A 25,696-nucleotide genomic window follows, 5' to 3' on the forward strand; every position below is an offset into this window, starting at 1 on the left:
ACCTCCGGACGGGTTGGGGAACTAGACAGCTCCACCCTCCACCGGAGGTCTTCGTCATTTCAAGACGTCACACATCAACCAACGTCCCTGGGCAGTACATCTAGCCGGCCAGCCGCCGAGCAGCACCCGTCCAGCAGAAGGCAGCGTTGTGATCACCAAGTTCGCGATTGTCAGGCACGGCCAGACCGACTGGAATCTCGAAAGACGGATTCAGGGCAGCACCGACATCCCGCTGAATTCCACGGGCCGGGCTCAGGCGGCGGAAACCGGTCTGCGACTGAGCCGTCGCCACTGGGACGCGGTCGTGACCAGTCCTCTGCTGCGTGCGCACGAAAGCGCCAGGATCATCGCCGGTGAGCTGGACCTCCCGGCGCCGCTCGTTGTTCCCGAGCTGACCGAGCGTCACCACGGCCAGATCGAGGGGCTGACCTTTGCCCAACGCCAGGCGCGGTTCCCGGACGGTTCCTCGGTGCCGGGACTCGAAACCCGCCAGGCCGTGCTCGACCGGGTGCTGCCGGCGTTGGAAGACATCGCCCTGACCTACGCTGGGCGGGAGATGGTCGTGGTCTGCCATGGCGGTGTGATCGGCACGCTTCTCCGCTACGCCACGGACGGCACCAGGCCGGCCGCGGGTGAGCTCATCCCGAACGGTTCGATTCACGAGTTCCGGTGGGAGAGCGGCCGGCTCCAGCTGGAGGACGTCGTTTCGGCGCGCTGAGAGACCGCGCTGGCAGACCGCGCTGAGAGACCGCGCTGTACCGCGCCGTAAACCGCGGTCAGCGTCGGCGGGAGGCCGCCTGGGTGCTCTGCAGCACCCGGAGCAGCCGTTCGGCGGACTCGGCCCAGGTGAAACGCCCGGCCTGAATCACGGAGAGCCGTGAACGGCTCAGCCACTCCCCCGGCGCCTCGAGTCCGCGCACCGCGGCCGCCAGCGCATCCGGGTCCAGCGGCGGGACATAGCCGGCCGCATCGCCGCCGATCTCCCGGAAGATGGGGATATCGCTCACCAGCACCGGAATGCCCAGGCTCATCGCCTCGACCAGGGGGATGCCGAAGCCCTCGTCGAGGGACGTCGTCACCAGGGCCGTGGCGCTGGACAGCAGGGAGACGTATTCCTCGTCACTGACTCCGTTGTGGAAGACCAACGTCGCCTGAGGGGCGAGGGCGGTCAGCCGGGCGCGTTCGGCGTCACCGACGCGGCTGAGCAGGTGCAGCTCATACCCGGGCAGGGCCGCGGCTGCTCGCACCAGGGTGTCCACGTTCTTGTATGGCATGAACGAACCCATGTAGATCAGGCGTGTGGTCTCCGGTCCGGATCGCTCACTCGGCGCCGACGCCGCGGCGACGGAATCGGCCGCGTTGGGCACCACGGAGACCGGCCGGCGGGTGAGCCGGTGGCGGTTGATCAGCGCGCCGGTGGTTTCCGACACCGTCACGACGCCGTCGGACCGGTTCAGCAGCATCCGTTGGGGCACCCAGGACAGGTGGTACAGCCGCCAGAGCAGGCGGATACCGATGGAGAAGTCTCGCGGCGGGGTGCGATTGCGGTAATAGATCAGGTCGTGCACGGTCAGCACCAGCTTGTAGCGCCTGCCCCACGAACCCATTGTCTGCATCGGGCTGAACACGATGTCGGGGGCCAGCCTGTTCACGGTCAGGGCCACCAGCGGTTCCAGCAGGCTGGTGGGCGAACGCACGAGTTGCCACGGCAGCGCCGGCAACATTGCCAGCTGCCGGTGGTCGCTGATCAGCATCGTCACCGGATGCAGTCGGCCCAGTTCGGTGACCAGACCGGCGGTGTACCGGCTGATGCCGTCGTGCCGGTCGATCCGGGTGTAGCGGCAGTCGAAGACTATCCGCAGGGGGCCAGAGGCCGAGGCCGTCACGACGCGGCTGCTTCGGGTGCGCCGGCCGGGCTGACCGGATCGAGGAAGGCACGCAGGGCTTGCGCCGCGTCCTCCGGAACCTCGTAGTGGATGAGGTGGCCTACCCCGGGCAGGACGTGCAGCCGGGCATCCGGGAACTGGGCGCGCAGCCGAACCTGGGCGGGCACCGGGGTGATGTCATCCTTCTCGGCGGCGATCAGCAGGGTGTGGGTATCGATGGCGGCGGCGTATTCGCTGACGTCGTGGCTGACGGATGCCGTGAACGCCTCCAGCACCACCGTCCGGTCCGCGAAAGCGGAGAAGTACCTGTCGTGCTGGTTGTGAATCCAGCGTCGCCGTTGCCGACTCCGGGTTTTGGCCATGGTGATGCTCATCACCCGCACGATCACCCGGTTGCGCAGGAGCGCGAACCCGAGCCGTTCGGGAAGCTTGGACGCCAGCCAGTAGTAGAAGACGGCAAGCCGGGTCAGGATGCCCCGGGGCCCGGACAGGGCGGGGGCGGCGATCGGGTTGACCAGTACCAGTTCCTGGGCGGGCAGGCCGCCCGGTGCCGCGGCGGCCGCGGCGACGACGATCGACCCGAACGAGTGGCCGAGGACCACGACCCGGCCGGGCAGCGCCAGGAGGCGCAGGAACTCGGCCAGCCAGGCGGCATAGGAGTCGATGGAGTGCGGTGCCGTGTCGAATGCCGCCGATTCGCCGAAACCGGGTAGGTCCGGCGAGATGATGCGCAGACCCTGGAGCTGGGCGACGACGGCTTCAAGGCCGTGGTGGTCGCCGCGGAACCCGTGCACCATCACGATTGTCGTCGGGCTTCTGGGGTCTCCGTACTCCCAGTAGCGGGTGTCGCTGCCCAGCACGGCGAGGGTGTGGGCGCGCGCGTCCATGAGGGTGAGCAGGTCGGCGTAGGGCGAAGGAACGATCATCGCTCCCAGTTTAGGCTGGCGGCGAGCGAGTGGCCCGACCGAAGTTGCACCGATCGACCTAGAATCGGTCGTATCTGCACCATCCACATCCGCGTCGGGTGGTGGCCGCCCCCGGCCACGGCCGCGTCAGGGACGGAAGGAACGCCGTGAGCTTCACCGCACCCATCCAGCTGCCCGGGTTGACCCTCGATCCAAGGTGGTACCGTCGCGCGGTGTTCTATGAGGTGATGGTCCGGTCATTCCTCGACAGCAACGCGGATGGCACCGGGGACCTGTCCGGGCTGATATCGAAGCTGGACTACCTGCAGTGGCTGGGTATCGACGCGCTGTGGATCCCACCGTTCTTCACGTCCCCGCTGCGTGACGGCGGCTACGACGTGGCCGACTACCGCACGATCCTGCCTGAGTTCGGCACCCTCGACGAGTTCAAGGAACTCGTCACGAAGGCGCACGAGCGCAACATGCGCATCGTCATCGACCTGCCGCTCAACCACACCTCCGACCAGCACCCGTGGTTCCAACAATCCAGGCAGCAGCCCGACGGAGAGTTCGGTGACTTCTATGTGTGGAGCGACGACGACGGCAAGTACCCGGACATCCGGATCATCTTCACGGACACCGAGGACTCGAACTGGGCTTTCGACTCCGTCCGGCGCCAGTTCTACTTCCACAGGTTCTTCTCCCACCAGCCCGACCTGAACTACGACAACCCGGCCGTGCACGACGCAATCCTCGGCGTGGTCCGGTACTGGCTGGACCTGGGCGTTGACGGGTTCAGGTTGGACGCGATCCCCTATCTGTACGAGTCGGACGAGGGTAACGGCGAGGGCGAGCCGCTGACGCACGAGTTCATCAGACGGCTGCGGGCCATTGTGGACCGGGACTATCCGGGGCGCATCATGATCGCCGAAGCCAACCAGTGGCCGCGGGAGGTGGCCGCCTTCTTCGGTACCGAGGATGAGCCGGAGTGCCACATGGCCTTCGACTTCCCGGTGATGCCCAGGATCTTCTATTCGCTGCGCTCCCAGCGCGCCGATGAGCTCGTGCGGGTGCTCTCCGAAACGACCGACATCCCCGAGGGCGCCGGCTGGGCGGTATTCCTGCGCAACCACGACGAACTCACCCTGGAGATGGTCAGCGAGCAGTACCGGCAGGCGATGTACGGCTGGTACGCCTACGACCCACGCATGCGCGCCAATATCGGTATCCGCCGTCGCCTGGCACCGCTGCTGGACAACAGCCGCTCGGAACTCGAACTGGCCCACGCCCTGCTGTTCTCCCTGCCGGGGAGCCCGTTTTTGTACTACGGCGATGAGATCGGGATGGGCGACAACATCTGGCTGCCCGACCGGGACAGCTCCCGCACGCCGATGCAGTGGACACCGGACCGCAACGGCGGGTTCTCGGCGGCGGACCCCGGCAAGTTGTACCTGCCGGTTGTGCAGTCACTGGTCTACAACTTCGGCCAGACCAACGTCGAATCCCACCTCGCGCAGTCCGGTTCGCTGCTGCACTGGATCCGCAACGTCATCCACGTACGCACCAACCATCCAGCGTTCGGGTTGGGGTCGCTCACCGTGCTGTCCACCGATCACGAGTCCATCCTGGCCTTCACCAGGGTGTACGCCGGTTCGGGGTCGAGCTTCGGCGACCAGCCGGAGACCCTGCTCTGCGTGTTCAGTTTCGCGCACAACCCCGTCGCGTTCCGGATCCAGGAACCCGACCTGGCGGGCACCCGGCTCTACGACATCTTCGGCGGGGCCGTGTTCCCCTCCTTCGACGAGGAGGGCGGGCTCACCCTCACCCTGGGTGCGCAGAGCTTTTACTGGTTGCACTGCGGCTGACCGGAGGGCGCAAAAAAAGGGCGACCTGCCTCAGCAGGTCGCCCTTCAGGCGTAATGCGGCGTGGTTACTTGCCGAAGCCCTTGTAGCGCGAGTTGAACTTCTCCACGCGTCCGGCGGAGTCCATGATGCGCTGCTTGCCCGTGTAGAACGGGTGCGACTCGGAGGAGATTTCCACGTCGATGACCGGGTACGTGGTGCCGTCTTCCCACTCGATGGTCTTCGAGCTGGAGACCGTCGAACGGGTAAGGAACGTCGCACCCGACGCGAGGTCGCGGAAGACCACGGGAGCGTATGTGGGGTGAATGTCAGACTTCATGGAGACTTCCTTGTTGCGTTTCGATGGGTGGGATCTGGCTCGCCGGTTGCGGCAGAAAAGTGTATCGGTCACGAGGACCAGCTACCGAGTTTAGCAGAATCTTGAGGCCGGGAGTGGCCAGACGCTGGAAAGCTCAGATTGCGCGTGCCGAGTAGCGTCCGTCGGTCTCGGTGAGTTCGATCGGGAGACCGAACGCCTCGGTGAGAGTGTCGGAGGTCAGCGCCTCGGCCAGGGGGCCCGCGCTGACGACCTTGCCGCCGGCGAGCAGCAGCACGTGGGTGAATCCACGCGGGATTTCCTCCACGTGGTGGGTGACCATGATGATGGCCGGGGAGTTGGGCTCGCTCGCGTATCCGCTGAGCAGGCGCAGCAGTTCTTCCCTGGCACCGAGGTCGAGGCTGGCGGCCGGTTCGTCCAGAAGCAGGATCTCCGGGTCGGTCATGATGGACCTGGCGATCTGCACCCGCTTCTGCTCGCCGTCGCTGAGGGTGCCGAACTTACGGTCGGCGAGGTGATCCAGCTTCCATTCGCCGAGGACGCGCTGGGCGTGACGCTCGTCGATCTCCTCGTATTCCTCGTTCCAGCGGCCGGTGACCGAGTATGCGGCGGTCATCACCACGTTCAGAACGGTCTCACCGGCGGGCACCCGGCGGGCCATGGCGGTGGACGCGAAGCCGATCCGCGGACGCAGTTCGAACAGGTCGCTACCGCCGAGCGGCTCTTCGAGGACCTCGGCCGTTCCCTGGGAGGGATGGATGAGCGCGGCCGCGATCTGCAGCGTGGTGGTCTTACCGGCACCGTTGGGGCCCAGGATCACCCAGCGCTGATCGCCGTCGACGCTCCAATCCACTGAGTCCAGGATGGTTGTGCCACCCCGGACGACGGAAACTCCGGTGAAGTGAAGAACGTTGACCATACAGCCATGTTATCGGGCGCCGCCCGGGCCCCCGGTCACGCTAGAGCAGCGCGGCGTAAATCTCCCGAGTGCTCGCGGCGATCTGACCCCAACTGAACATTTCCTCAGCACGCACTCGGCCGGCGCGGCCCATCTGCGCCGCCAGGGCGGGGTCGGCCAACACCTCGGTGAGGGTCCGGGCCAGATCGGACACGAAGATGTCAGGGTCGGTCGGGGTGCCGGTGCCGTCGGTGAGCTGGTTGATCGGTACCAGACGTCCCGTCACGCCATCCGCCACGACCTCGGGGATGCCGCCGGTTGCGGTGCCGACGACGGGCAGACCGCAGGCCATGGCTTCAAGGTTGACGATGCCCAGCGGCTCGTACACCGACGGGCAGACGAAAACGGTTCCGGCGGTGAGCACGGCCGACAGTTCGTGCTGCGGAAGCAGCCTGTCGATCCACACCACACCGGAACGTTCGCGTTGCAGAGCCTCGACCAGCTCGGTCACCTCGGCGAGGATGCCGGGGGTGTCGGGGGCGCCGGCACACAGCACGAGCTGCACCTCCGGCGGCAGCAGGGCGGCCGCACGCAACAGGTACGGCAGACCCTTCTGGCGGGTGATCCGGCCGACGAACACGACGGAAGGCCGGTCGGGATCGATCCCCAGGGCGCGAACGACGTCATCGTCGGTGGTCGGCTTCCACCGGTCGAGGTCGATGCCGTTGTAGACAACGTGCACCCGCGACTCATCCAGCGCCGGGTAGCTGCGGAGGATGTCGGCGCGCATTCCGCCGCTGACAGCGATGACGGCATCCGCCGCCTCGAAGGCGGTCTTCTCGATCCAGCTCGACACGCGGTAGCCGCCGCCGAGCTGCTCGGCCTTCCACGGGCGCAGCGGTTCGAGGCTGTGCGCCGTGACGACGTGGGGCACGCCGTGCAGCAGTTTGGCGATGTGGCCGGCACCGTTGGCGTACCAGGTGTGCGAGTGCACCACATCGGCGCCCTGCACGTCCTGGGCCATCTGCAGGTCCACGCCGAGCGTGGTCAGCGTGGCATTGGCGTCGGCGAGTTCGGCCGGGACGCCGTAGGCGACGGTGTCGGCTTCGGCCCGCTGGGCACCGAAACACCGTACGGTGACATCGATGTCGGTACGGAGGGCCTTGACCAGCTCGGCGACGTGGACGCCGGCTCCTCCGTAGATCTCGGGCGGGTATTCCTTGGTAAGCAGATCGACGCGCATGCAGTAAAACTAGCGCAGGCTGAACGACGGACACACCCCCACACGCTGGTCGTTCCCCCCGTATGGCCCTACTGTGAAGGTATGAAGGCCAAGAAGATCTTTGGAATCGTTCTCGCAGGCGGCGAGGGGAAACGGCTGATGCCGTTGACCGAAGACCGCGCTAAGCCAGCTGTACCGTTTGGAGGGCATTACCGTCTGATCGACTTCGCGCTGTCGAACCTGATCAACTCCGGTGTCACCCAGATCGTCGTGCTCACCCAGTACAAGTCGCACAGCCTCGACCGCCACGTCTCGCAGACCTGGCACGTGTCCGGGGGCCTGTTCAACTCCTACATCGCCTCGGTCCCGGCCCAGCAGCGGCTCGGTAAGCGCTGGTTCAGCGGCTCGGCCGACGCCATCCTGCAGAGCCTGAACCTCATCCACGATGAGAAGCCTGACATCGTCGTCGTGGTCGGTGCCGACCACGTCTACCGGATGGACTTCTCACAGATGATCGAGGCGCACATCGCGTCCGGTGCGCAGGCGACCGTCGCCGCCATCCGCCAGCCGATCGGCCTGGCCGACCAGTTCGGCGTCATCGAAGTGGATGCCGCCACCCCGGACCGGATCAAGGACTTCCTGGAGAAGCCCAAGGACGCCGTCGGGCTCGCCGACGCGCCGCACGAGGTCTTCGCCTCGATGGGCAACTACGTCTTCAACGCCGATGCCCTGATCGAGGCCGTGCGCCGCGACGGCGAACGCACCGATTCCAGCCATGACATGGGTGGCGACATCGTTCCCGACTTCGTCTCACGTGGTGAGGCCGGTGTATACGACCTGCAGCGCAACGACGTGCCGGGGTCGACCGACCGCGACCGCTATTACTGGCGCGACGTGGGCACCATCGACTCGTTCTTCGAGGCCCACCAGGACCTGATCTCCGCCCTGCCGGTGTTCAACCTGTACAACCAGAGCTGGCCGATCTTCAGCCAGCAGCTGAACTCTCCGCCGGCCAAGTTCGTGCGCGACAGCAAGGGCTCCCTCGGTACCGCCATCGACTCCATAGTGTCGCTGGGCTGCGTCATCTCCGGCGCGCACCTGGAACGCAGCGTCGTCGGCCCGTGGGCCGTCATCGACTCCGGCGCCCACGTGGTGGACTCGATCGTGTTCGACAGGGTGCAGATTCGTCCGGGCGCCGTCGTGCACCGCGCCATCCTCGACAAGGACGTCATCGTTGCGGAGGGCGCCGCCATCGGCGTCGACCGGGACCGTGACCTCGCGCGGGGCTTCAGCGTCACCGAATCCGGGATCACCGTGGTCGGCAAGGGCGTGCACGTCCACCCGTGATCCCTGCAGCCCGATTCCTGGTCGTCCTTGATGCCGATTCGACCCTCATCGAGAACGAAGTCATCGAGCTTCTCGCCGACGCGGCCGGTTCCCTCGCCCTGGTGGCCGAGGTGACCGACCGCGCCATGCGCGGCGAGCTTGATTTCGCGGCGAGCCTGCGGCAGCGGGTGACCACCCTGGCCGGCCTGTCGACCGATGTCTTCGCCGAGGTGGGCGCACTCATTCGCCCCACCACCGGGGTGCACGCGCTCATCGACGGTATACACGCCGGCGGTAGCCGGGTCGGGGTCGTCTCGGGCGGCTTCCACGAACTGCTGGACCCGCTGGCCGAGACCCTGGGCCTCGACCACTGGCGGGCCAACCGTCTCGAGGTGCGGGACGGCCGGTTGACCGGCGGTCTGATCGGTCCGATCATCGATGCCACGGCCAAGGCGCACGCGCTCACCGAATGGGCGGCCCTGGACGGCATCGACCTGTGCGGGACCGTCGCCGTCGGGGACGGTGCCAACGATCTCACCATGATGCGGGTGGCCGGCCTGGGAGTCGCTTTCAACGCCAAACCCGTGGTCCGCCGCTCGGCTGACCTGGTCATCGACACCGCCGACCTCAGCCAGATACTGCCGCTGCTGGGTCTGCGCGGCTGACCCGACCCGGGGTTGCCCGGGTCGGTCCAGTCGTCTGTGGTCCGCGGCTACGGCCTAGTGGCCCATGCCCAGTCCACCGTCGACGGGGATCACGGCGCCGGAGATGTACGCCGCGTCGTCGCCGGCGATCCAACTGACCACCCGGGCGACCTCGCTCGGGGACGCGAACCTGCCGGCCGGGATGTTGCGCTTGTACTCGGCCTGCTGTGCCTCGGGCAGTGCGGCCGTCATATCGGTCTCGATGAAACCGGGGGCGACGACGTTCGCGGTGATGCCGCGGGCACCGAGTTCGCGGGTGACGGACCGGGCCAGGCCGACCAGGCCGCTCTTGGACGACGAGTAGTTGACCTGTCCGGCGGAACCGTAGAGGCCCACGACGCTGGAAATCAGCACGATCCGGCCGAACCTCGCCTTGAGCATGCCCTTCGAGGCCCGCTTCACCACCCGGAACGCTCCGCTGAGGTTGGTGTCGATGACCGAGGTGAAGTCCTCCTCCGACATACGCATCAGCAGGGTGTCCTTGGTGATTCCGGCGTTGGCCACGACGACCTCCACGGGGCCGTAGGCGGCCTCGATTTCGGTGAAGGCGGCGTCGATGGAGGCGTAGTCGGTGACGTCTGCACGCACGGTGAGACTTCCGGCCGGGCCTTCGCCCGAGCGGGCGGTGATGGCGACCCTGTGGCCCTTGGCGAGGAATTCCTCGGCGATGGCGTAGCCGATGCCGCGGTTGCCTCCCGTTACCAGAACTGTTCGTGCGGTCGCCATGGCGCGGTCCTTTCAGTGGGAACGCCCGCCGATCGGCGGGCACAGATTCATTTAGCTTAGAGCGTCCCGTGATCGGACCCGGGGAACGGACAGTGGACGTAGTCTTGAATCAGCGCGCAGACAGGCGTAATGGGACCCCGGACGGTTGAGATCGTCACCGTCAGTTGAGCGATGGGCATGATGAAGCAGCAGCAGCAGTCGATTACGACGCTCCCTCTGTCGCCGGAGGAGGAGCGGCGACGCCGCATGATCCGGTACACCGTGACCATGGGTATCCGCATGGTGTGTATCGTGATGATGCTCTTCGTGCAGGGCTGGTGGTTGGTGGTCTGCGCGCTCGGGGCCATCCTGCTGCCGTACTTCGCGGTCATCGCCGCGAACGTGCATGGCGACCAACGGTCCCAGACCGTGCTGCGTCCCGGCGCGGTGGCCGTGCTCCCCCGCCCCGGCGCGACTGGTCCGGATGACAGCAGCACAGACGACAGCAGCACAGACGACAGCAGCGCAGACGACAGCGCTCCACACGACAGCAAGGACCCCCGGTGATTGGATTCGGCGCAGCACCGGAAACGACCAGTTGTTCCCGCGCCGGCTGCCGGGACACCGCGCTCTGGCGCCTGGACTGGCGCAATCCCCGCATCCACGCGGAGGACCGGGTCAAGACCTGGCTGGCCTGCGACGAGCACCTCGAGTTCCTGCGAGACTTTCTCTTGACCCGCGATTTCCCGCTCCGGGTGAGCGCTCTCACTCTCGATGAAGCGGAACCGGCGTGAACGGCTGGCGATTCCTGCTCTCCAGGCAATGGGCCGGCTACCTCGCGCTCACGATCGTGTTCGCCGTCGTGTGTTCGGGACTGGGCACCTGGCAGCTCGCCCGCCGTGCGGAGGCGCAGGCCGAGATCAGCCGGGTGGATGCGAACTTCGACGCCGAGGGGGTGCCCATCACCGAGGCCCTGCCCACGCTGGACTCCTTCGAGGAATCCCAGAAGTGGTTGCCCGTCACACTGACCGGAACCTATCTCACCGACGAGGAACTCCTCGTGCGCAACCGGCCGCTGAACATCAACCCGGGATTCGAGGTGCTCACTCCCCTGCTCCTGACCAACGGCGATGTCTTCATCGTCAACCGCGGCTGGATTCCCACCGGCGAAAACCAGAACGCACCGGACGCCGTGCCCCAGGCCCCCTCCGGTGAGGTCACCGTGATCGCCCGCCTCAAGCAGGGCGAGCCGTCATTGGCGGGGCGCAGCGCCAGCGGAAACCAGATCGCCACGATTAACTTGACCGAGATCGCCGACCGCCTCGGCACCGAGACCTACACCGGCGCGTACGGCCTGATGAAATCGGAGGACCCGGCTCCAGCCGACCGGCCGACGGCCGTCACTCGCCCGGTCCGCGATGAGGGCCCGCACCTCTCCTACGCCTTCCAGTGGTTCGTATTCGCCCTGATGGCCTTCATCGGTCTCGGCTGGGCCGCCCGGCAGGAGTATCGCACCGTCAACGCCGACGTCCCGGAGGAGCAGGACCGGGCCGCTGAGCGTGCCCGTCGCCAGGCGGCCAGGCCGCGCAGCGATGCCGAGATCGAGGACGAGCTGATCGATCAGCGCCCTTAGCCTGGTCAGCTCGCCGGGAAACGAAAAAACCCGCCGCCCCGTGAGGGACGGCGGGTTTTCTTGTGCTGCATCAGGCCAGCGTGATCAGGTCCAGGTAGTCCTTGTTCCAGTGGTCCTCCGTGCCGTCGGGCATGATGAGCACCCGCTCGGGGTTCAGCGCCTCAACAGCACCCTCATCGTGGCTGACCAACACCACAGCGCCGGTGAAGTGCGCCAGGGCATCCAGGATCTCTTCACGGCTGGCCGGGTCCAGGTTGTTGGTGGGTTCGTCGAGCAGCAGCACGTTGGCGCCGGAGACCACGATCATGGCCAGGGCCAGACGGGTCTTCTCTCCACCGGAGAGAACCCCGGCAGGCTTGTGCGAGTCGTCGCCGGTGAACAGGAACGAACCGAGCACCCGCCGGGCTTCCATCTCGGTGATGTTCGGGGAGGAGGAGATCATGTTCTGAAGCACGCTGCGCTTCACGTCGATGGTCTCGTGTTCCTGGGCGAAGTAACCGATCCGCAGCCCGTGACCTGGCACGATTTCGCCGGTGTCGGGCTTGTCCACACCGGCGAGCATCCGGAGCAGGGTCGTCTTGCCGGCACCGTTGAGGCCCAGGATGACAACTTTGGAACCACGGTCGATGGCGAGGTCGACGGCCGCGAAGATCTCCAGCGAGCCGTAGCTCTTCGAGAGGTCGGTAGCCATCAGCGGGGTACGACCGCACGGGGCAGGCTCGGGGAAGCGCAGCTTGGCGACCCGGTCGACTGCGCGCACGGCGTCAAGGCCGGAGAGCAGCTTCTCGGCGCGGGCAACCATTTGGTGGGCGGCGGCGGCCTTGCTGGCCTTGGCGCCGAACTTGGCGGCCTGCAGCTGCAGGGTCGACGCCTTCTTTTCGGCGTTGGCGCGTTCCTTTTTACGACGGTCGGCGTCGGCGACGCGCTGGCGCTGGTAGTTCTTCCAGTTCATGTTGTAGATGTCGATGACCATGCGGTTGGCATCGAGGTAGAAGACCCGGTTGACGGTGTCGCCGACGAGTTCGATGTCGTGGCTGATGATGATGCAGCCGCCACGGTAGTTCTTCACGAACTCGCGCAGCCACACCACTGAATCGGCGTCCAGGTGGTTAGTGGGCTCGTCGAGGATCATGGTCTCGGCAGCGGAGAAGAGGATGCGGGCCAGTTCGATACGACGGCGCTGGCCACCGGAGAGGGTGCGCAGTGGCTGGTCGAGGATCCGGTCGGGCAGGTTCAGGTTGCTGGCGATCGACGCCGCTTCGGCCTCGGCCGCGTAGCCGCCGAGCGCGTTGAACTCGTCCGTGAGGGTGCCGTAGCGCTTCATCGCCCGTTCGCTGGTCTTGCTGTCGGTCGAGCCCATCTCGATGCCGGCCTGGGTGAGACCGAGCGAGATGGTGCCGAGCCCACGGGCATCGAGGATGCGGGTGCGCGCGAGCATGTCCGGGTCGCCGGAGCGGGGGTCCTGCGGCAGGTACCCGATCTCACCTGACCGCTCGATCTTGCCCTTGGTCGGCATGGTCTCCCCCGCCAGGGTCTTCGTCAGCGTGGTCTTGCCTGCGCCGTTCCGGCCGACCAGGCCGATCTTGTCGCCGGCGGACACCCGGAAGCTCACGTCCTCCATGAGGACGCGCGCCCCAACTCGGATTTCGAGATCTTGCACACTGAGCACAGCAATAGTCCATTCAGAGGGGAGTCGTGGGAGACGGCCGAACGTGGCCAATTCACCAGTATATTTGCTCGCGCGCCGTTTCTGAGCCGAAGTGGCGGAACCGATACTGCCGAGGCGGGTTTACCGGGCCGGCAACCGCCCGCTCGGCAGCACTCCGGGCAGCGCGGATCGCAGCCAGGCCGTGTAGGTTTCACGCGACCAGCCCAGCCCGACAACCAGGGTGTGAAACACCTGAGGGTGACCGAGGGCCCAGATCGACGTCGCCGCCTCGTGGTCGCTCAGGCCGGACCGCAGGCCCAACTGCGCGCGGAGGGCACCGACGGCTTCGGCGTAGGCGTGCAGACTCCGGGCGGCCATGGTGACTTCGAGTTCGTGGATTTCAGGGTCGGTTCCGGCGGCCTCGTTCACCACCCGGTAGAGGGGCGCCGCCCGTTCGTTGTCGGCCGCGATCCAGCCCGCCAAGGCCCCGACGGCCGCGGCCGGTGTTGCGGCCCCGCTGATGCCGGCGGCGAGCTCGGCCACGGAACGTCCGGCGGCTCTTGATGCGGTATTGGCCGCGGCGAGAACCGCGGCAAGCACATCCACCTTTGAGCCGATGGTGTTGTAGATGGTTTGGACGGCCACGCCACCGCGTTCGGCGATGGCAGCGATCGACGTGCCCGCATAGCCGTGTTCCCGCATCAGGTCGGCCGCGGCCGTGACGATATCCCCCCGGGTGCCCGCCGTCTGAAGGTCTCGGCGGATCTGGCTGCGTGTTCGTGGGGTTTCCATCAGAATAGAATACCCCTCCATCCTTTGGCATGATGTTCCAAAGACCGATTCGGCGCCGCACCAGCCCCCTGGATTGCGCGGCGACGCTGGTTAACGCACGAACCGCGCCGGGTTACGGATGCGGTGGCATCCGTCCCGGCGCGGGACTGGTAGTGCGGGTGCTGAGGTCGGTCAGATCGCGAAGCCCAGGGCTCGCATCATGTCGCGGCCGTCGTCGGTGATCTTCTCCGGACCCCACGGCGGCATCCACACCCAGTTGATACGGAACTGCTCCACGACGCCGTCCAGCGCCTCTGCGGTCTGTTCCTCGAGCACATCGGTGAGCGGGCAACCGGCCGAGGTGAGAGTCATGTGGATGATGAGCGCATCATTCTCGTCGTCCCAACCGAGGTCGTAGATGAGCCCGAGGTCCACGACATTGATGCCGAGTTCCGGGTCCATGACGTCCTTGAGGGCCTCTTCGATCTCGTCGAAGCGCGCCGGGGTGAGTGTCGAAACCATGGCTCTAGCCTACGGGCGTCTCGGCGAGGAAGCGATCGTAGCCTTCGTCTTCCAAACGGTCGGCAAGCTCCGGGCCACCCTGCTCGGCGATCCGTCCGTCAACGAACACGTGCACAAAATCAGGCTTGATGTACCGCAGGATGCGCGTGTAGTGCGTGATCAGGAGCAGACCGAGGCCGGTGTTCTCCTTGGCGCGGTTCACGCCCTCCGACACGATCTTCAGGGCGTCGACGTCGAGGCCCGAGTCGGTCTCGTCGAGGACGGCGAACTTGGGCTTGAGCAGTTCGAGCTGCAGGATCTCGTTGCGCTTCTTCTCGCCGCCTGAGAAGCCCTCGTTGACGTTGCGCTCGGCGAAGCTCTTGTCCATGCGCAGCTTGGCCATCGACTCGCGGACATCCTTGATCCAGGTGCGGATCGCCGGCGCCTCGCCGTCGATGGCGGTCTTGGCCGTGCGGAGGAAGTTGGTCACCGTGACGCCGGGAATCTCGACGGGGTACTGCATGGCCAGGAAGAGGCCAGCGCGGGCGCGTTCGTCGACCGTCATGGTGAGCACCTCGGCGCCGTCGAGCAGGATCGACCCGCTGTCGACGTGGTACTTCGGGTGACCGGCGATCGTGTACGCCAGGGTGGACTTGCCGGAACCGTTCGGTCCCATGATCGCGTGGATCTCGCCCTCGTTGATGGTGAGGTTGACGCCGCGCAGGATCTGCTTGGTGCCCTGGTCGGTCTCGACGCTGACGTGCAGGTCTTTGATCTCAAGAACAGACATTTTTCAGTATCTCTTTCGTTGTCCGCGTGGTGCGGGCTTCAGTGTGTGGGGCCGGGTGCGGCTGTGCCTATTCGGCGGGGCGCATCAAACGGCGATGGTGACCAGAGGATCGATGAAGACGTCGCCGTCGATCAGGTCGACCTTGTAGACGGGAACGGGCTCGTAGGCCGGCAGGGTCCGGGGACGCCCGGTCTGCAGGGAGAACTTCGAGCCGTGCGCCCAGCATTCCAGGGTGTCGCCCTCGACGAAACCTTCCGACAGCGAGATGTCGCCGTGGGTGCAGGTGTCGCCGATGGCGAAGACGGCGCCGTGGGAGTCACGGACGACGGCGATGTTCACGCCGCCGATCTCAACCTTGATGGCCTCGTTGGGTTCGAGTTCGTCGAGTGCACAAATCTTGGTGGACGCCATGTTCAGTTGCCTTCTGTTCCGCGGAGCTCGTCTTCGATGGCGCCCTGCAGGCGCTCCTCGAGCGGCTTCGATCCGATGTGCTGCACGATTTCGCTGAGGAAGCCGCGGACGACGAGGCGTCGTGCCTCGATTTCGCCGATGCCCCGGGACTGCAGGTAGAAGAGCTGCTCGTCGTCGAAGCGACCCGTCGCGCTGGCGTGACCGGCACCGAGGATGTCGCCGGTCTCGATCTCCAGGTTGGGGATGGAGTCCGCCCTGGTGCCTTCGGTGAGGACCAGGTTGCGGTTCTGCTCGTAGCTGTCGGTGCCCGGCGCGGTGCGGCCGATCAGCACGTCGCCGATCCACACGGTTCGGGCGCCGGCGCCCTGTAGGGCGCCCTTGTAGGTGACCCGGCTGCGGCTGTTCGGTGCGTCGTGGTTGACGTACACCTGCTGCTCGAGGTGCTGGCCTGCGTCGGCGAAGTAGAGGCCGAACAGCTCGGTGTCGCTGCCCTGACCGGCGAGGTGGACCGACGGGTTGACCCGCACGATGCCGCCGCCGAGGGAGACGACGACGTGCTTGAGGCGGGCGTCGCGGCCGATGGTGGCGAAGTGGTTGGCCAGCTGTACGGCGTCGGCGTTCCACTCCTGCACGGTGACGACCGTGAGGTTCGCGGATTCGCCCACGATGATCTCGACGTTCTCGGAAATGCGGGCGTCGCCGGTGTTCTGCAGGATCACGACGGCCTGGCTGAACGGCCGGGCCTCGATGATGGTGTGCGCGGCACGGGGCGCGGAGCCGAGGTTCGCCCGGGTGAGCGTGATCTCCTTGGCTTCCTCGCCGCTGACGGTGATGGCCAGGGCCTTCTCGAAGGTGCTCCAGGCGTTGGCGGCGGCGCGTTCTTCCGGCGCGCCGGCGGTGCCGATGCGGGAATCCGTGCGGTCGACCCAGGAGACGTCGACGTCGGCGTGCGACGCCGTGTCGATGTCATAGGCCGAGCCGTCCAGAACCCCGCCGGTCAGGTCGGTGAACTTGGCGACCGGAGAAAGCTTCCAGACCGCTTCCCTGCCGGTGACGGCGGGGAAGTCGGCGACGTCGAAGCTCTTGAACCTGGCGGATCTGGTCTGCACGGGGATGAAGCCGAAGCGGCCGTCCGAGTGCTCCTTGATGCCGTGCTGTTCCGCGGTGGGCAGAGCCTCTGACGAGGTAGGTGAGGACGTGGGGGCTGTTGAAGTCGAGGCGGCGGACATTTAGCCGACGGATCCTTCCATGCCCATTTCAATGAGCTTGTTGAGTTCGAGGGCGTACTCCATCGGGAGCTCCCTGGCGATCGGTTCGATGAAGCCGCGCACGATCATGGCCATGGCTTCGTCTTCGGGCATGCCGCGGCTCATCAGGTAGAAAAGCTGTTCTTCGCTGACTCGCGAGACCGTGGCCTCGTGGCCGAGCTGAACGTCGTCGACCCGGATATCGATGGCCGGGTAGGTGTCCGAGCGGGACTGGGTGTCGACCAGGAGGGCATCGCACCGCACGGTGTTGGCGGAGTGGTGCGCCGTGGCATCCACGCGCACCTCTCCGCGGTATCCGGCGCGGCCGCCGCCGCGGGCGATCGACTTGGAGACGATCGAGGACTGGGTGTACGGGGCCATGTGGATCATCTTGGCGCCGGCGTCCTGGTGCTGGCCGGGTCCGGCGAAGGCGACGGACAGGGTCTCGCCCTTGGCGTGCTCCCCCATCAGGTAGATCGACGGGTACTTCATGGTGACCTTGGAGCCGATGTTGCCGTCGATCCACTCCATGGTGGCGCCCTCGGCGGCTGTGGCGCGCTTGGTGACCAGGTTGTAGACGTTGTTCGACCAGTTCTGGATCGTCGTGTAGCGAACGCGGGCGTTCTTCTTGACGATGATCTCCACCACGGCGGAGTGCAGCGAGTCCGACTTGTAGATCGGGGCGGTGCAGCCTTCGATGTAGTGCACGTAGCTGCCCTCGTCGGCAATGATCAGCGTGCGCTCGAACTGGCCCATGTTCTCGGTGTTGATCCGGAAGTAGGCCTGCAGCGGGATCTCAACGTGCACGCCGGGCGGCACGTAGACGAAGGAGCCGCCGGACCACACGGAGGTGTTCAGCGCGGCGAACTTGTTGTCACCGGACGGGATGACACTGCCGAAGTACTCCTCGAAGAACTCCGGGTGTTCCTTGAGCGCGGTGTCGGTGTCCATGAAGATGACGCCCTGGGCTTCGAGTTCCTCGTTGATCTGGTGGTAGACCACTTCGGACTCGTACTGGGCGGCGACGCCGGAGACCAGGCGCATGCGTTCGGCTTCGGGGATGCCGAGCTTCTCGTAGGTGTTCTTGATGTCGTCGGGCAGGTCTTCCCACGTCTGGGCCTGCTTCTCGGTCGACCGCACGAAGTACTTGATGTTGTCGAAGTCGATCTCGGAGAGGTCTGCTCCCCAGGTCGGCATGGGCTTGCGCTCGAAGAGGGCCAGGGCCTTCAGACGGCGTTCCAGCATCCAGGCCGGTTCCTGCTTGAGGTTCGAGATGTCGGTGACAACCTCGGGCGAGATACCGCGGCGGGCGGAGGCGCCGGCAGCGTCGGAATCGGACCAGCCGAATTCGTAAACCCCCAGCCCGTCAAGCTCGGGTCGGTTCAGCAATACGTCAGACATCTTTACCTCTTCTCCTACCCACATCAACCCGGATATCAGTCCGGTCATTCCCGTACCGAGCGCATCGGCCGACCGTTTGGTCGGACGTGCACGGCGGTCCGCGCGTGAGTTGTGTGGATGGCTATGTTGCGTACCTAAGATGAACAGGGCCGGTCGTGCGGCGTTGGACGAGTGAACGTCGCGCACACGGAGCCCGTGAAACACCTAATTCTACAGGCTAGTGATCGTATTAGTAGTGCGACCCGGCGTATTCACATACGCGCGCACCAGCAGGGAGCAGAACCCGTGAACCGGATTATCGAGTGGTTGCCCACCCAAGTGGACCGTCGCCTGAGGGTGCTCGGCTGGGTGTACCTCGCCGCGCAGATCTTCCTGGTCGGCACCGGTGGGCTCGTCCGCCTCACCAGCTCCGGCCTCGGCTGCCCCACCTGGCCCAAGTGCACCGCCGACTCGATCGTGAACACGCCCGAGATGGGCATTCACGGTGTGATCGAGTTCGGCAACCGACTGCTGGGTGTTCTGCTCGGCCTCGTGGCGATCGCCGCGTTCGTTGCCGTGCTGAGGATGCGACGCAGCCGCCCGGATCTGTTCCGGCTCACCCTGCTGGCCGGTCTGGGCATCCCGGCCCAGGCCGTCATCGGCGGAATCAGCGTGCTCACCCAGCTGAACCCGTACGTGGTCGGGTTGCACTTCGTGATCTCCGTCGGCCTGGTCGGCCTCTGCACGGCATTCGTCTACAGGCTGTACACCACACCGGGGCCGCGCGAGCGGGTGATCCCGCTCGGATTCCTGATCGTGACGCACCTCACCAGCTTCGCCGTGGCGGTCACCATTGCCGTCGGCATCCTCACCACCGGCTCCGGGCCGCACGCGGGCGACGCCGACGCGCCCCGCAACGGCCTGGACTCGGAGCTGCTGCAGCACGTGCACAGCTGGCCCGCTTACGTCACCGTTGCCCTGACCGTCGTCCTCGTCGTCTGGGCCGTCACCCGCCGCCTTCCGGTGCGCCGCTGGGTCGTGCTGCTCCTGGCGGTCGAGATCGCCCAGACCGCCGTCGGCCTGATCCAGGCGAACCTCGGCCTGCCCGCCATCCTCGTCGGCATCCACATGGTGCTGGCCTGCGTGCTCGCGTCGGCGATGACCGCCGTGGTGCTGAACCTCAAGCAGCCCGTGGTGTCGGACGCTCCCCCGGCGCCGAAGGCTCCCGCGGAGTCCCTCGCTCGCTGACCAGCGCCGCTCACGCGCTCGCCTGCGCTCCAGGACCCTCTCGAGAGCGGTGACACGGTCACCTCGGCGTGCTCGAAGCAGCCACATCCCCGCTTTCGCGGCCGGCGTGCCCCAAGAGAGCGCGTGGCCCGGCTCGGAGCTGGGCCCGCTTAGAAGGGCAGCAGCGGGTCGACGCCCACGGCGACGAAGACCAGGGTGAGGTACGCGATCGAACCGTGGAACACCCGCATCGGCGACACGTGCTCGTGGCGGATGGCGAGGTTGTAGAGGCGGTGGGTCTCGTAGATGAACCAGGCACCCGAACCGACCGCTACCAGGGTGTAGAGCAGTCCCATTCCGGCGATGGGCACCAGCAGCAGCGAACACGCCACGGTGGCCCAGGCGTACAGGATGACCTGCAGGCCAACCTGCGCGCGTCCGCGCACCACTGACAGCATGGGCACTCCGGCGGCCTGGTAGTCGTCGCGGTACTTCATTGACAGCGGCCAGTAGTGCGGCGGTGTCCAGAGGAAGATGATCATGAACAGGATGAACGGCGGCCAGGACAGGTCGCCGGTCACGGCGGCCCAGCCGATCAGCACGGGCATGCAGCCGGCGACGCCGCCCCAGACGATGTTCTGCGCGGTGCGGCGCTTGAGGATCATCGTGTAGAAGACCACGTACAGCAGGATGGCGCCCAGCGACAGTGCCGCGGCGACCCAGTTGGTGAACAGGGCCAGCCAGGCGATCGAGATGCCGCCGAGCACCCAGGCGAACACCAGGGCCTGCCGGTCGGTGAGTTCGCCGGTGACCAGCGGACGGCCCTTGGTGCGGTTCATCAGGCGGTCGATGTCACGGTCGAGGTAACAGTTGAACGCACCGGCCGAGCCCGCGCTAAGCGCACCGCCGATGAGGGTGGCGAGCACCAGCCACAGGTCCGGGATGCCCCCGGTTGCCAGGATCATCGTCGGGGCCGTCACGACGAGTAATAATTCGACGACGCGAGGCTTGGTCAACGAAATGTACGCACGGATGGTGTTCCGGATCCGTTCGTTACGATCCGTCACCCCGTGTTCGCGGGGGTTCTCGGCCATCTCGGGTGCTTCTCGTGCGCTTCGCATATTGCCGCAATTCTAGATCATCCTGCCGTCTCTCACGCCCGGGTCTTCAGTGCGACATCGCCGCAATGCTCGCGAAACAACGTCACCAAGCCGGGGTCCGTATACTTGAATGGCTCGCCAATCTAAGGTGCATGCATCCGTGAGCCACCTGAAACGGGCACTCTCTTGCGCACCTCGATGCCGATAACGACGTCGGCGGGCAATTACTCTCCAGCGGCGCGGGAAAATGAGCGTGCCGCCTTGACGGATTCAGAAGGGTCAGTTCACGTGGCAGCATTGCAGTGGGATTCCATCGACAACAGGGCAGTTGACACCGCCCGCATCCTCGCGGCCGACGCCGTGGAAAAGGTCGGGAACGGCCACCCGGGTACCGCCATGAGCCTCGCCCCGGCCGCGTACCTGCTGTTCCAGAAGGTCATGCGTCGCGATCCCGCTGACAACGAGTGGATCGGCCGCGACCGGTTCGTCCTCTCGGTCGGCCACAGCTCACTCACCCAGTACGTGCAGTTGTACCTCGGCGGCTATGGCCTCGAGCTCGACGACCTCAAGGCCCTGCGCACCTGGGGCTCCAAGACCCCCGGCCACCCCGAGTACGGCCACACCGACGGCGTCGAGATCACCACGGGTCCGCTCGGCCAGGGGCTCGCCTCCGCTGTGGGCTTCGCCTACGCCTCGCGTTTTGAACGCGGCCTGTTCGACCCCGAGGCCGCGGCCGGCACCAGCCCGTTCGACCAGTTCGTCTATGTCATCGCCGGCGACGGCGACCTGCAGGAGGGCATCACCGCCGAAGCGTCCTCGCTCGCCGGTCACCAGCAGCTCGGCAACCTCATCGCGATCTACGACTCCAACCAGATCTCGATCGAAGACGACACCAACATCGCCTTCACCGAGGATGTCGCGGCCCGCTACGACGCCTACCACTGGCACGTGCAGACGGTGGACTGGAAGAAGACCGGCGAATACGTCGAAGACGTCGCCGCTCTCAACGACGCCATCGAGGCGGCCAAGGCCGTCACCGACAAGCCGTCGCTGATCATCCTCAAGACCATCATCGGCTGGCCGAGCCCGAAGAAGCAGAACACCGGCAAGATCCACGGCTCCGCCCTCGGCGCCGAGGAACTCGCCGGCGTGAAGGAAATCCTCGGCTTCGACCCCGAGAAGACCTTCGAGGTGTCCGACGAGGTCATCGCACACACCCGCAAGGCCCTCGACCGTGGTGCAGAGCAGCACGCCGAGTGGACCGTGCGCTTCGACGCGTGGGCCGCAGCGAACCCGGAGCGCAAGATCCTGCTCGACCGCATCCTCTCCGGCGACCTGCCCGACGGTGTCGAGGCGGCCCTGCCCGTCTTCGAGGCCGGCACCGAGGTCTCCACCCGCGCGTCGTCCGGCAAGGTGCTCAACGCACTCGGCCCGGTCATCCCCGAGCTGTGGGGCGGCTCGGCCGACCTCGCCGAGTCGAACAACACCACCATCAGCAACTCCGCCTCGTTCATTCCGAGCGAGCACTCCACGGGTGAGTGGACGGGCAACCCGTACGGCCGCGTCCTGCACTTCGGCATCCGTGAGCACGCGATGGCCGCGATCCTCAACGGCATCGTGCTGCACGGAAACACCCGCCCGTTCGGTGGCACGTTCCTGATCTTCAGCGACTACATGCGCCCCGCCGTGCGTCTGGCCGCACTCATGAAGGCGCCGTCGATCTTCGTCTGGACCCACGACTCCGTCGCCCTCGGCGAGGACGGCCCCACCCACCAGCCGATCGAACAGCTCGCGTCACTTCGCGCCATCCCCGGACTCGACGTGGTGCGCCCCGGCGACGCCAACGAGGTGTCCTGGGCCTGGAAGACGATCCTCGAGCGTCGCAACGGCCCGGCCGGCATCGTCCTGACCCGCCAGAACATCCCGGTGTTCGAGCGCGGAGACGGTGACGCAACCGGCGACACCTTCGCCTCGGCCAAGAACGTCGCCAAGGGCGCTTACGTGCTCGCCGAAGCACCGAACGGCACCCCCGATGTCATCCTGATCGCCACCGGTTCCGAAGTACAGCTCGCCGTCGCTGCCCGCGAAGCGCTGAAGGCTGACGGCATCAACGCACGGGTCGTGTCGGTACCGAGCCTGGAATGGTTCGAGGAGCAGTCCGCCGAATACCGCGAATCCGTTCTGCCCAAGGCGATCACCGCCCGGGTTTCGGTTGAGGCCGGAATCGCGTTGACCTGGCACAAGTACGTCGGTGACCGCGGCCGCAGCGTCTCGATCGAGCACTTCGGTGCCTCGGCCGACTACAAGACCCTGTTCCGCGAATTCGGCATCACCACCGAAGCCGTCGTCGCCGCCGCCAAAGAATCCCTCGCCGCGCTCTGAGCGCGACACCCATTAGCGCAGCATTCAAGGAGATTTGATTTTCATGACTGAAACCACCCCCACCGCCGCACTCTCGGCCGCCGGCGTCAGCATCTGGCTGGACGACCTGTCCCGCCAGCGCATCCAGTCCGGCGGACTGAAGACGCTCATCGCCGGAAAGAACGTCGTCGGCGTCACCACCAACCCGACGATCTTCGCCGGCGCGCTGAGCAAGGGCGAGGCGTACGCCTCCCAGGTGGCCACGCTGGCCGCCGCCGGCACCACCGTCACCGACGCCGTGTTCGAGATCACCACGGATGACGTCGCCGCAGCCTGCGACATCTTCCGACCGATCTACGACGCCACCAAGGGCTTCGACGGCCGCGTCTCGATCGAGGTCGAGCCCGGCTTCGCCCACGACGCCGAGAAGACCCTCGCCCAGGCTCAGCAGCTCTGGAACAAGGTCAATCGTCCGAACGCGATGATCAAGATCCCCGCGACCGTCGAGGGCCTCGAGGCGATCACCGAGACCATTGCCCTGGGCATCAGCGTCAACGTCACCCTGATCTTCAGCCTCGAGCGGTACCGCGCTGTCATCAACGCGTACCTCAGCGGCCTGGAGAAGGCCAAGGCTGCCGGCATCGACCTGTCGACGATCCACTCCGTGGCGTCCTTCTTCGTGTCGCGTGTCGACACCGAGATCGACAAGCGCCTCGCGGCCGTCGGCACCGATGAGGCCCTCGCCCTGCAGAGCAAGGCCGGCGTCGCCAACGCCCAGCTGGCCTACCAGGTCTTCGAGCAGTCCTTCACGACCGAGCGTGCCTCCGGGCTCCTCGCGGCCGGCGCCAACAAGCAGCGTCCGCTCTGGGCATCCACCGGCGTCAAGTCGGCCGACCTGCCCGACACCCTCTACGTGACCGAACTGGTCGCCCCCGAGGTCGTCAACACCATGCCGGAGAAGACCCTCGAGGCCACCTTCGACCACGGTGTCATCGTCGAAGGCGCCGTCACCGGCGCCTACGAGGCAGCCAACGCCGTCCTGGACGCCATCGCCGCGCAGGGTGTCTCCTACGACGACGTGACCCGCGTCCTCGAAGAGGAAGGCGTCTCGAAGTTCATCATCTCCTGGAACGAACTGCTGGACACCGTCACTGCAGCACTCGAGGCCGCCAAGTGAGCTTCCACATCTCGGTGAGCGGCGCGGCCGCTGAGGCCGTGCGCACCGTGGTGCCGACCCTCGTGGCCGACCTCGTCGCCTCCGGCATCACGTCGCTGGACCCCGCCCTGTGGGGCCCGGAGGCCGAAGAAGAAGCCGGCAAGCGGCTCGGTTGGACCGAGTCCGTCGTGACCTCGCGTCCCCTCGTCGCCGAGATCCTCGCTCTGCGCGAGGAACTGCACGCCAAGGGTGTCAGCCACATCGCGCTGGCCGGCATGGGCGGTTCGTCGCTCGCACCAGAGGTCATCACGCTCACCACCGGCGTGGACCTGACCGTGCTCGACGCCACCGACCCCGGCCAGGTGCTCGCGGCCCTCAACGACCGACTGGAGTCGACCGCCCTCGTGGTGTCATCCAAGTCGGGCGGGACCGTCGAGACCGACAGCCAGCGCCGTGTCTTCGAACGCGCATTCCGGGACCTCGGTATCGACCCCGTTGACCGCATCATCGTGGTCACCGATCCCGGCTCGCCTCTCGAGGCGTCCGCGACCGAGGCCGGCTACCGCGTTTTCAACGCCGACCCGACGGTCGGCGGTCGTTTCTCGGCGCTGACCGCGTTCGGCCTGGTGCCGTCCGGTCTGGCCGGCGTCGACATCGGACAGCTGCTCGACGAGGCCGAAGCGGTCTCGTTGGCGCTGGCGGTCGACTCCGTGGACAACCCCGGGCTGATCCTCGGTGCGGCCATCGCCTCGACCAGTCCCCGCCGGGACAAGCTGGCCATCGTTGCCGACGGCACCCACATCGTGGGTTTCGCCGACTGGGCCGAACAGCTCATCGCCGAGTCGACCGGCAAGATCGGTACCGGCATCCTGCCCGTCGTGCTCGATCTTGACGCACCGGAGCTCACCGCGGCGCTGCCCGACGTGCAGATCGTGCGCGTTGTGGCGGATGCCGGTGACGAGGTCTTCGTCGACCACGACGGTGCAGACGAGATCCGCGTCAGCGGAACCCTCGGCGCGCAGTTCCTGGTCTGGGAATACGCGACGGTCATCGCCGGCCGGTTGCTCGGGATCAACCCGTTCGACCAGCCGGACGTCGAATCCGCCAAGATTGCGACCCGGGGCCTTCTGGACTCGCGTCCGGAGCCCGAACCCGCGGCGTTCATCTCCGACGGCATCGAGGTTCGCGGCACGCCCCACGTGATCGGTGCCGCGAGCGACTTGGCCAGCGCCATCGACGCGCTGCTCGAGGAACTCGGCCCCGACGGGTACGTCGCCGTGCAGGCCTACGTGGACCGTCTGGCGCTCCCCCAGCTCGCCGAGCTGCGTGGTCTGCTCGCGACGTTGTCCAAGCGCCCGGTCACGTTCGGCTGGGGACCCCGGTTCCTGCACTCCACCGGTCAGTTCCACAAGGGTGGCACCCCCACCGGTGTGTTCCTGCAGATCCTCAGCACCCCCGCTGAGGACCTCGACATCCCTGACCGTCCGTTCACGTTCGGTGAGCTCATCCAGGCTCAGGCCGGTGGCGACGCCAGCGTCCTCGCCGACAAGGGCCGCCCCGTGCTCACCCTGACGTTGACCGACCCGGCCGCGAACATCAGCACGCTGTTCAACGCGCTCCGCTAAGTCACGTCTTCGCGCCGTACC

Annotated in this window: 25 protein-coding genes; 11 read left to right on the top strand and 14 right to left on the bottom strand. The window is 66.5% G+C overall.

Features of this window, described 5'->3' with window-relative positions; genetic code table 11:
- Nucleotides 1-148: 148 nt before the first annotated feature.
- Nucleotides 149-718, top strand: a complete 570-nt coding sequence (locus E3T19_RS04985; RefSeq protein WP_241980024.1) for a histidine phosphatase family protein — start codon at nucleotides 149-151, stop codon at nucleotides 716-718.
- A gap of 58 nt (nucleotides 719-776) precedes the next feature.
- Here the strand turns inward: E3T19_RS04985 and E3T19_RS04990 are convergent, their stop codons facing one another.
- The gene (locus E3T19_RS04990) at nucleotides 777-1,862 is read right to left on the bottom strand and encodes a glycosyltransferase family 1 protein (protein ID WP_134408262.1); all 1,086 of its coding nucleotides are present in this window, start codon (nucleotides 1,860-1,862) and stop codon (nucleotides 777-779) included.
- A 20-nt stretch (nucleotides 1,863-1,882) separates the two neighbouring features.
- Nucleotides 1,883-2,812: an alpha/beta fold hydrolase gene (locus E3T19_RS04995; protein ID WP_088456222.1), complete on the bottom strand. Its 930-nt coding sequence runs from the start codon at nucleotides 2,810-2,812 to the stop codon at nucleotides 1,883-1,885.
- 146 nt (nucleotides 2,813-2,958) lie between these two features.
- On the opposite strand from E3T19_RS04995, the gene treS reads away from it, so the two are divergent.
- Entirely contained in the window at nucleotides 2,959-4,656 is a 1,698-nt protein-coding gene (gene treS, locus E3T19_RS05000) for a maltose alpha-D-glucosyltransferase (protein WP_103459805.1), read from the top strand.
- A gap of 65 nt (nucleotides 4,657-4,721) precedes the next feature.
- Here the strand turns inward: treS and E3T19_RS05005 are convergent, their stop codons facing one another.
- The 3 genes from E3T19_RS05005 to glgA all read right to left on the bottom strand — a co-directional run bounded on the left by E3T19_RS05005 (nucleotide 4,722) and on the right by glgA (nucleotide 7,111).
- A complete protein-coding gene (locus E3T19_RS05005) occupies nucleotides 4,722-4,973 on the bottom strand; it encodes a type B 50S ribosomal protein L31 (protein ID WP_066595443.1) in 252 nt (83 codons plus the stop codon).
- A 133-nt stretch (nucleotides 4,974-5,106) separates the two neighbouring features.
- Complete coding sequence (locus tag E3T19_RS05010; RefSeq protein ID WP_134408245.1) at nucleotides 5,107-5,889, bottom strand: ABC transporter ATP-binding protein; 783 nt, start codon at nucleotides 5,887-5,889, stop codon at nucleotides 5,107-5,109.
- A 40-nt stretch (nucleotides 5,890-5,929) separates the two neighbouring features.
- Complete coding sequence (gene glgA / locus E3T19_RS05015) at nucleotides 5,930-7,111, bottom strand: glycogen synthase (protein WP_088456225.1); 1,182 nt, start codon at nucleotides 7,109-7,111, stop codon at nucleotides 5,930-5,932.
- Between the two features lie 81 nt (nucleotides 7,112-7,192).
- On the opposite strand from glgA, the gene E3T19_RS05020 reads away from it, so the two are divergent.
- Together E3T19_RS05020 and serB are read left to right on the top strand one after the other, a co-directional pair.
- A complete protein-coding gene (locus E3T19_RS05020; RefSeq protein WP_088456226.1) occupies nucleotides 7,193-8,437 on the top strand; it encodes a glucose-1-phosphate adenylyltransferase in 1,245 nt (414 codons plus the stop codon).
- Nucleotides 8,437-9,081 (top strand): phosphoserine phosphatase SerB, encoded by a 645-nt coding sequence (gene serB / locus E3T19_RS05025; RefSeq protein WP_198418768.1) that lies wholly within the window; start codon nucleotides 8,437-8,439, stop codon nucleotides 9,079-9,081. Before E3T19_RS05020 ends, serB begins: the two co-directional genes overlap by 1 nt.
- A gap of 54 nt (nucleotides 9,082-9,135) precedes the next feature.
- Here the strand turns inward: serB and fabG are convergent, their stop codons facing one another.
- Nucleotides 9,136-9,846 carry a 3-oxoacyl-ACP reductase FabG gene (fabG, locus tag E3T19_RS05030; RefSeq protein ID WP_088456228.1) on the bottom strand — a complete coding sequence of 237 codons (711 nt, stop codon included), beginning with the start codon at nucleotides 9,844-9,846 and terminating at the stop codon, nucleotides 9,136-9,138.
- 177 nt (nucleotides 9,847-10,023) lie between these two features.
- Here fabG and E3T19_RS05035 point away from each other — a divergent pair, with 177 nt between their 5' ends.
- From E3T19_RS05035 to E3T19_RS05045, 3 genes are read left to right on the top strand one after another with little or no spacing between them, the layout of a single operon-like run.
- The gene (locus E3T19_RS05035; RefSeq protein ID WP_241980026.1) at nucleotides 10,024-10,392 is read left to right on the top strand and encodes a DUF3099 domain-containing protein; all 369 of its coding nucleotides are present in this window, start codon (nucleotides 10,024-10,026) and stop codon (nucleotides 10,390-10,392) included.
- Nucleotides 10,389-10,619: a hypothetical protein gene (locus tag E3T19_RS05040; protein WP_088456229.1), complete on the top strand. Its 231-nt coding sequence runs from the start codon at nucleotides 10,389-10,391 to the stop codon at nucleotides 10,617-10,619. Before E3T19_RS05035 ends, E3T19_RS05040 begins: the two co-directional genes overlap by 4 nt.
- Nucleotides 10,616-11,458, top strand: coding sequence for an SURF1 family protein (locus E3T19_RS05045; protein WP_103459809.1), 843 nt, complete (start codon nucleotides 10,616-10,618; stop codon nucleotides 11,456-11,458). Before E3T19_RS05040 ends, E3T19_RS05045 begins: the two co-directional genes overlap by 4 nt.
- Nucleotides 11,459-11,528: 70 nt before the next feature.
- Here E3T19_RS05045 and E3T19_RS05050 read toward each other — a convergent pair whose 3' ends face one another.
- The 7 genes from E3T19_RS05050 to sufB all read right to left on the bottom strand — a co-directional run bounded on the left by E3T19_RS05050 (nucleotide 11,529) and on the right by sufB (nucleotide 18,227).
- Nucleotides 11,529-13,127 carry an ABC-F family ATP-binding cassette domain-containing protein gene (locus E3T19_RS05050; RefSeq protein ID WP_088456231.1) on the bottom strand — a complete coding sequence of 533 codons (1,599 nt, stop codon included), beginning with the start codon at nucleotides 13,125-13,127 and terminating at the stop codon, nucleotides 11,529-11,531.
- Between the two features lie 120 nt (nucleotides 13,128-13,247).
- The gene (locus E3T19_RS05055; RefSeq protein ID WP_166788796.1) at nucleotides 13,248-13,898 is read right to left on the bottom strand and encodes a TetR/AcrR family transcriptional regulator; all 651 of its coding nucleotides are present in this window, start codon (nucleotides 13,896-13,898) and stop codon (nucleotides 13,248-13,250) included.
- A gap of 171 nt (nucleotides 13,899-14,069) precedes the next feature.
- Nucleotides 14,070-14,399, bottom strand: coding sequence for a metal-sulfur cluster assembly factor (locus E3T19_RS05060; RefSeq protein WP_088456233.1), 330 nt, complete (start codon nucleotides 14,397-14,399; stop codon nucleotides 14,070-14,072).
- A gap of 4 nt (nucleotides 14,400-14,403) precedes the next feature.
- Nucleotides 14,404-15,168 carry a Fe-S cluster assembly ATPase SufC gene (gene sufC / locus E3T19_RS05065; protein WP_088456234.1) on the bottom strand — a complete coding sequence of 255 codons (765 nt, stop codon included), beginning with the start codon at nucleotides 15,166-15,168 and terminating at the stop codon, nucleotides 14,404-14,406.
- 84 nt (nucleotides 15,169-15,252) lie between these two features.
- On the bottom strand, nucleotides 15,253-15,579 hold the full coding sequence (locus tag E3T19_RS05070; protein WP_134408246.1) for a non-heme iron oxygenase ferredoxin subunit: 327 nt from the start codon (nucleotides 15,577-15,579) through the stop codon (nucleotides 15,253-15,255).
- Between the two features lie 2 nt (nucleotides 15,580-15,581).
- On the bottom strand, nucleotides 15,582-16,808 hold the full coding sequence (gene sufD, locus E3T19_RS05075; protein ID WP_134408247.1) for a Fe-S cluster assembly protein SufD: 1,227 nt from the start codon (nucleotides 16,806-16,808) through the stop codon (nucleotides 15,582-15,584).
- The gene (gene sufB, locus E3T19_RS05080; protein WP_088456237.1) at nucleotides 16,809-18,227 is read right to left on the bottom strand and encodes a Fe-S cluster assembly protein SufB; all 1,419 of its coding nucleotides are present in this window, start codon (nucleotides 18,225-18,227) and stop codon (nucleotides 16,809-16,811) included.
- Between the two features lie 285 nt (nucleotides 18,228-18,512).
- Between sufB and E3T19_RS05085 the strand changes: the two genes are divergently transcribed.
- A complete protein-coding gene (locus tag E3T19_RS05085) occupies nucleotides 18,513-19,454 on the top strand; it encodes a heme A synthase (protein ID WP_088456238.1) in 942 nt (313 codons plus the stop codon).
- Nucleotides 19,455-19,603: 149 nt separating this feature from the next.
- Here E3T19_RS05085 and E3T19_RS05090 read toward each other — a convergent pair whose 3' ends face one another.
- The gene (locus E3T19_RS05090; protein ID WP_088456239.1) at nucleotides 19,604-20,527 is read right to left on the bottom strand and encodes a heme o synthase; all 924 of its coding nucleotides are present in this window, start codon (nucleotides 20,525-20,527) and stop codon (nucleotides 19,604-19,606) included.
- A gap of 294 nt (nucleotides 20,528-20,821) precedes the next feature.
- Between E3T19_RS05090 and tkt the strand changes: the two genes are divergently transcribed.
- From tkt to E3T19_RS05105, 3 genes are read left to right on the top strand one after another with little or no spacing between them, the layout of a single operon-like run.
- On the top strand, nucleotides 20,822-22,915 hold the full coding sequence (tkt, locus tag E3T19_RS05095) for a transketolase (protein WP_088456240.1): 2,094 nt from the start codon (nucleotides 20,822-20,824) through the stop codon (nucleotides 22,913-22,915).
- A 43-nt stretch (nucleotides 22,916-22,958) separates the two neighbouring features.
- Nucleotides 22,959-24,071, top strand: coding sequence for a transaldolase (gene tal / locus E3T19_RS05100; protein ID WP_134408248.1), 1,113 nt, complete (start codon nucleotides 22,959-22,961; stop codon nucleotides 24,069-24,071).
- A complete protein-coding gene (locus E3T19_RS05105; RefSeq protein ID WP_088456242.1) occupies nucleotides 24,068-25,675 on the top strand; it encodes a glucose-6-phosphate isomerase in 1,608 nt (535 codons plus the stop codon). Before tal ends, E3T19_RS05105 begins: the two co-directional genes overlap by 4 nt.
- Nucleotides 25,676-25,696 lie beyond the last annotated feature (21 nt).

Source organism: Cryobacterium sp. TMT4-31, assembly GCF_004403385.1.
Taxonomy (GTDB): domain Bacteria; phylum Actinomycetota; class Actinomycetes; order Actinomycetales; family Microbacteriaceae; genus Cryobacterium; species Cryobacterium zongtaii.

Bases quoted from the DNA above. Each gene is read 5' to 3' on its own strand.
- E3T19_RS04995 (WP_088456222.1), bottom strand. From the start codon at position 2,812: ATGATCGTTCCTTCGCCCTACGCCGACCTGCTCACCCTCATGGACGCG.
- E3T19_RS05005 (WP_066595443.1), bottom strand. From the start codon at position 4,973: ATGAAGTCTGACATTCACCCCACATACGCTCCCGTGGTCTTCCGCGAC.
- E3T19_RS05010 (WP_134408245.1), bottom strand. From the start codon at position 5,889: ATGGTCAACGTTCTTCACTTCACCGGAGTTTCCGTCGTCCGGGGTGGC.
- glgA (WP_088456225.1), bottom strand. From the start codon at position 7,111: ATGCGCGTCGATCTGCTTACCAAGGAATACCCGCCCGAGATCTACGGA.
- E3T19_RS05020 (WP_088456226.1), top strand. From the start codon at position 7,193: ATGAAGGCCAAGAAGATCTTTGGAATCGTTCTCGCAGGCGGCGAGGGG.
- fabG (WP_088456228.1), bottom strand. From the start codon at position 9,846: ATGGCGACCGCACGAACAGTTCTGGTAACGGGAGGCAACCGCGGCATC.
- E3T19_RS05035 (WP_241980026.1), top strand. From the start codon at position 10,024: ATGATGAAGCAGCAGCAGCAGTCGATTACGACGCTCCCTCTGTCGCCG.
- E3T19_RS05055 (WP_166788796.1), bottom strand. From the start codon at position 13,898: ATGGAAACCCCACGAACACGCAGCCAGATCCGCCGAGACCTTCAGACG.
- E3T19_RS05060 (WP_088456233.1), bottom strand. From the start codon at position 14,399: ATGGTTTCGACACTCACCCCGGCGCGCTTCGACGAGATCGAAGAGGCC.
- sufC (WP_088456234.1), bottom strand. From the start codon at position 15,168: ATGTCTGTTCTTGAGATCAAAGACCTGCACGTCAGCGTCGAGACCGAC.
- E3T19_RS05070 (WP_134408246.1), bottom strand. From the start codon at position 15,579: ATGGCGTCCACCAAGATTTGTGCACTCGACGAACTCGAACCCAACGAG.
- sufD (WP_134408247.1), bottom strand. From the start codon at position 16,808: ATGTCCGCCGCCTCGACTTCAACAGCCCCCACGTCCTCACCTACCTCG.
- sufB (WP_088456237.1), bottom strand. From the start codon at position 18,227: ATGTCTGACGTATTGCTGAACCGACCCGAGCTTGACGGGCTGGGGGTT.
- E3T19_RS05090 (WP_088456239.1), bottom strand. From the start codon at position 20,527: ATGGCCGAGAACCCCCGCGAACACGGGGTGACGGATCGTAACGAACGG.
- tal (WP_134408248.1), top strand. From the start codon at position 22,959: ATGACTGAAACCACCCCCACCGCCGCACTCTCGGCCGCCGGCGTCAGC.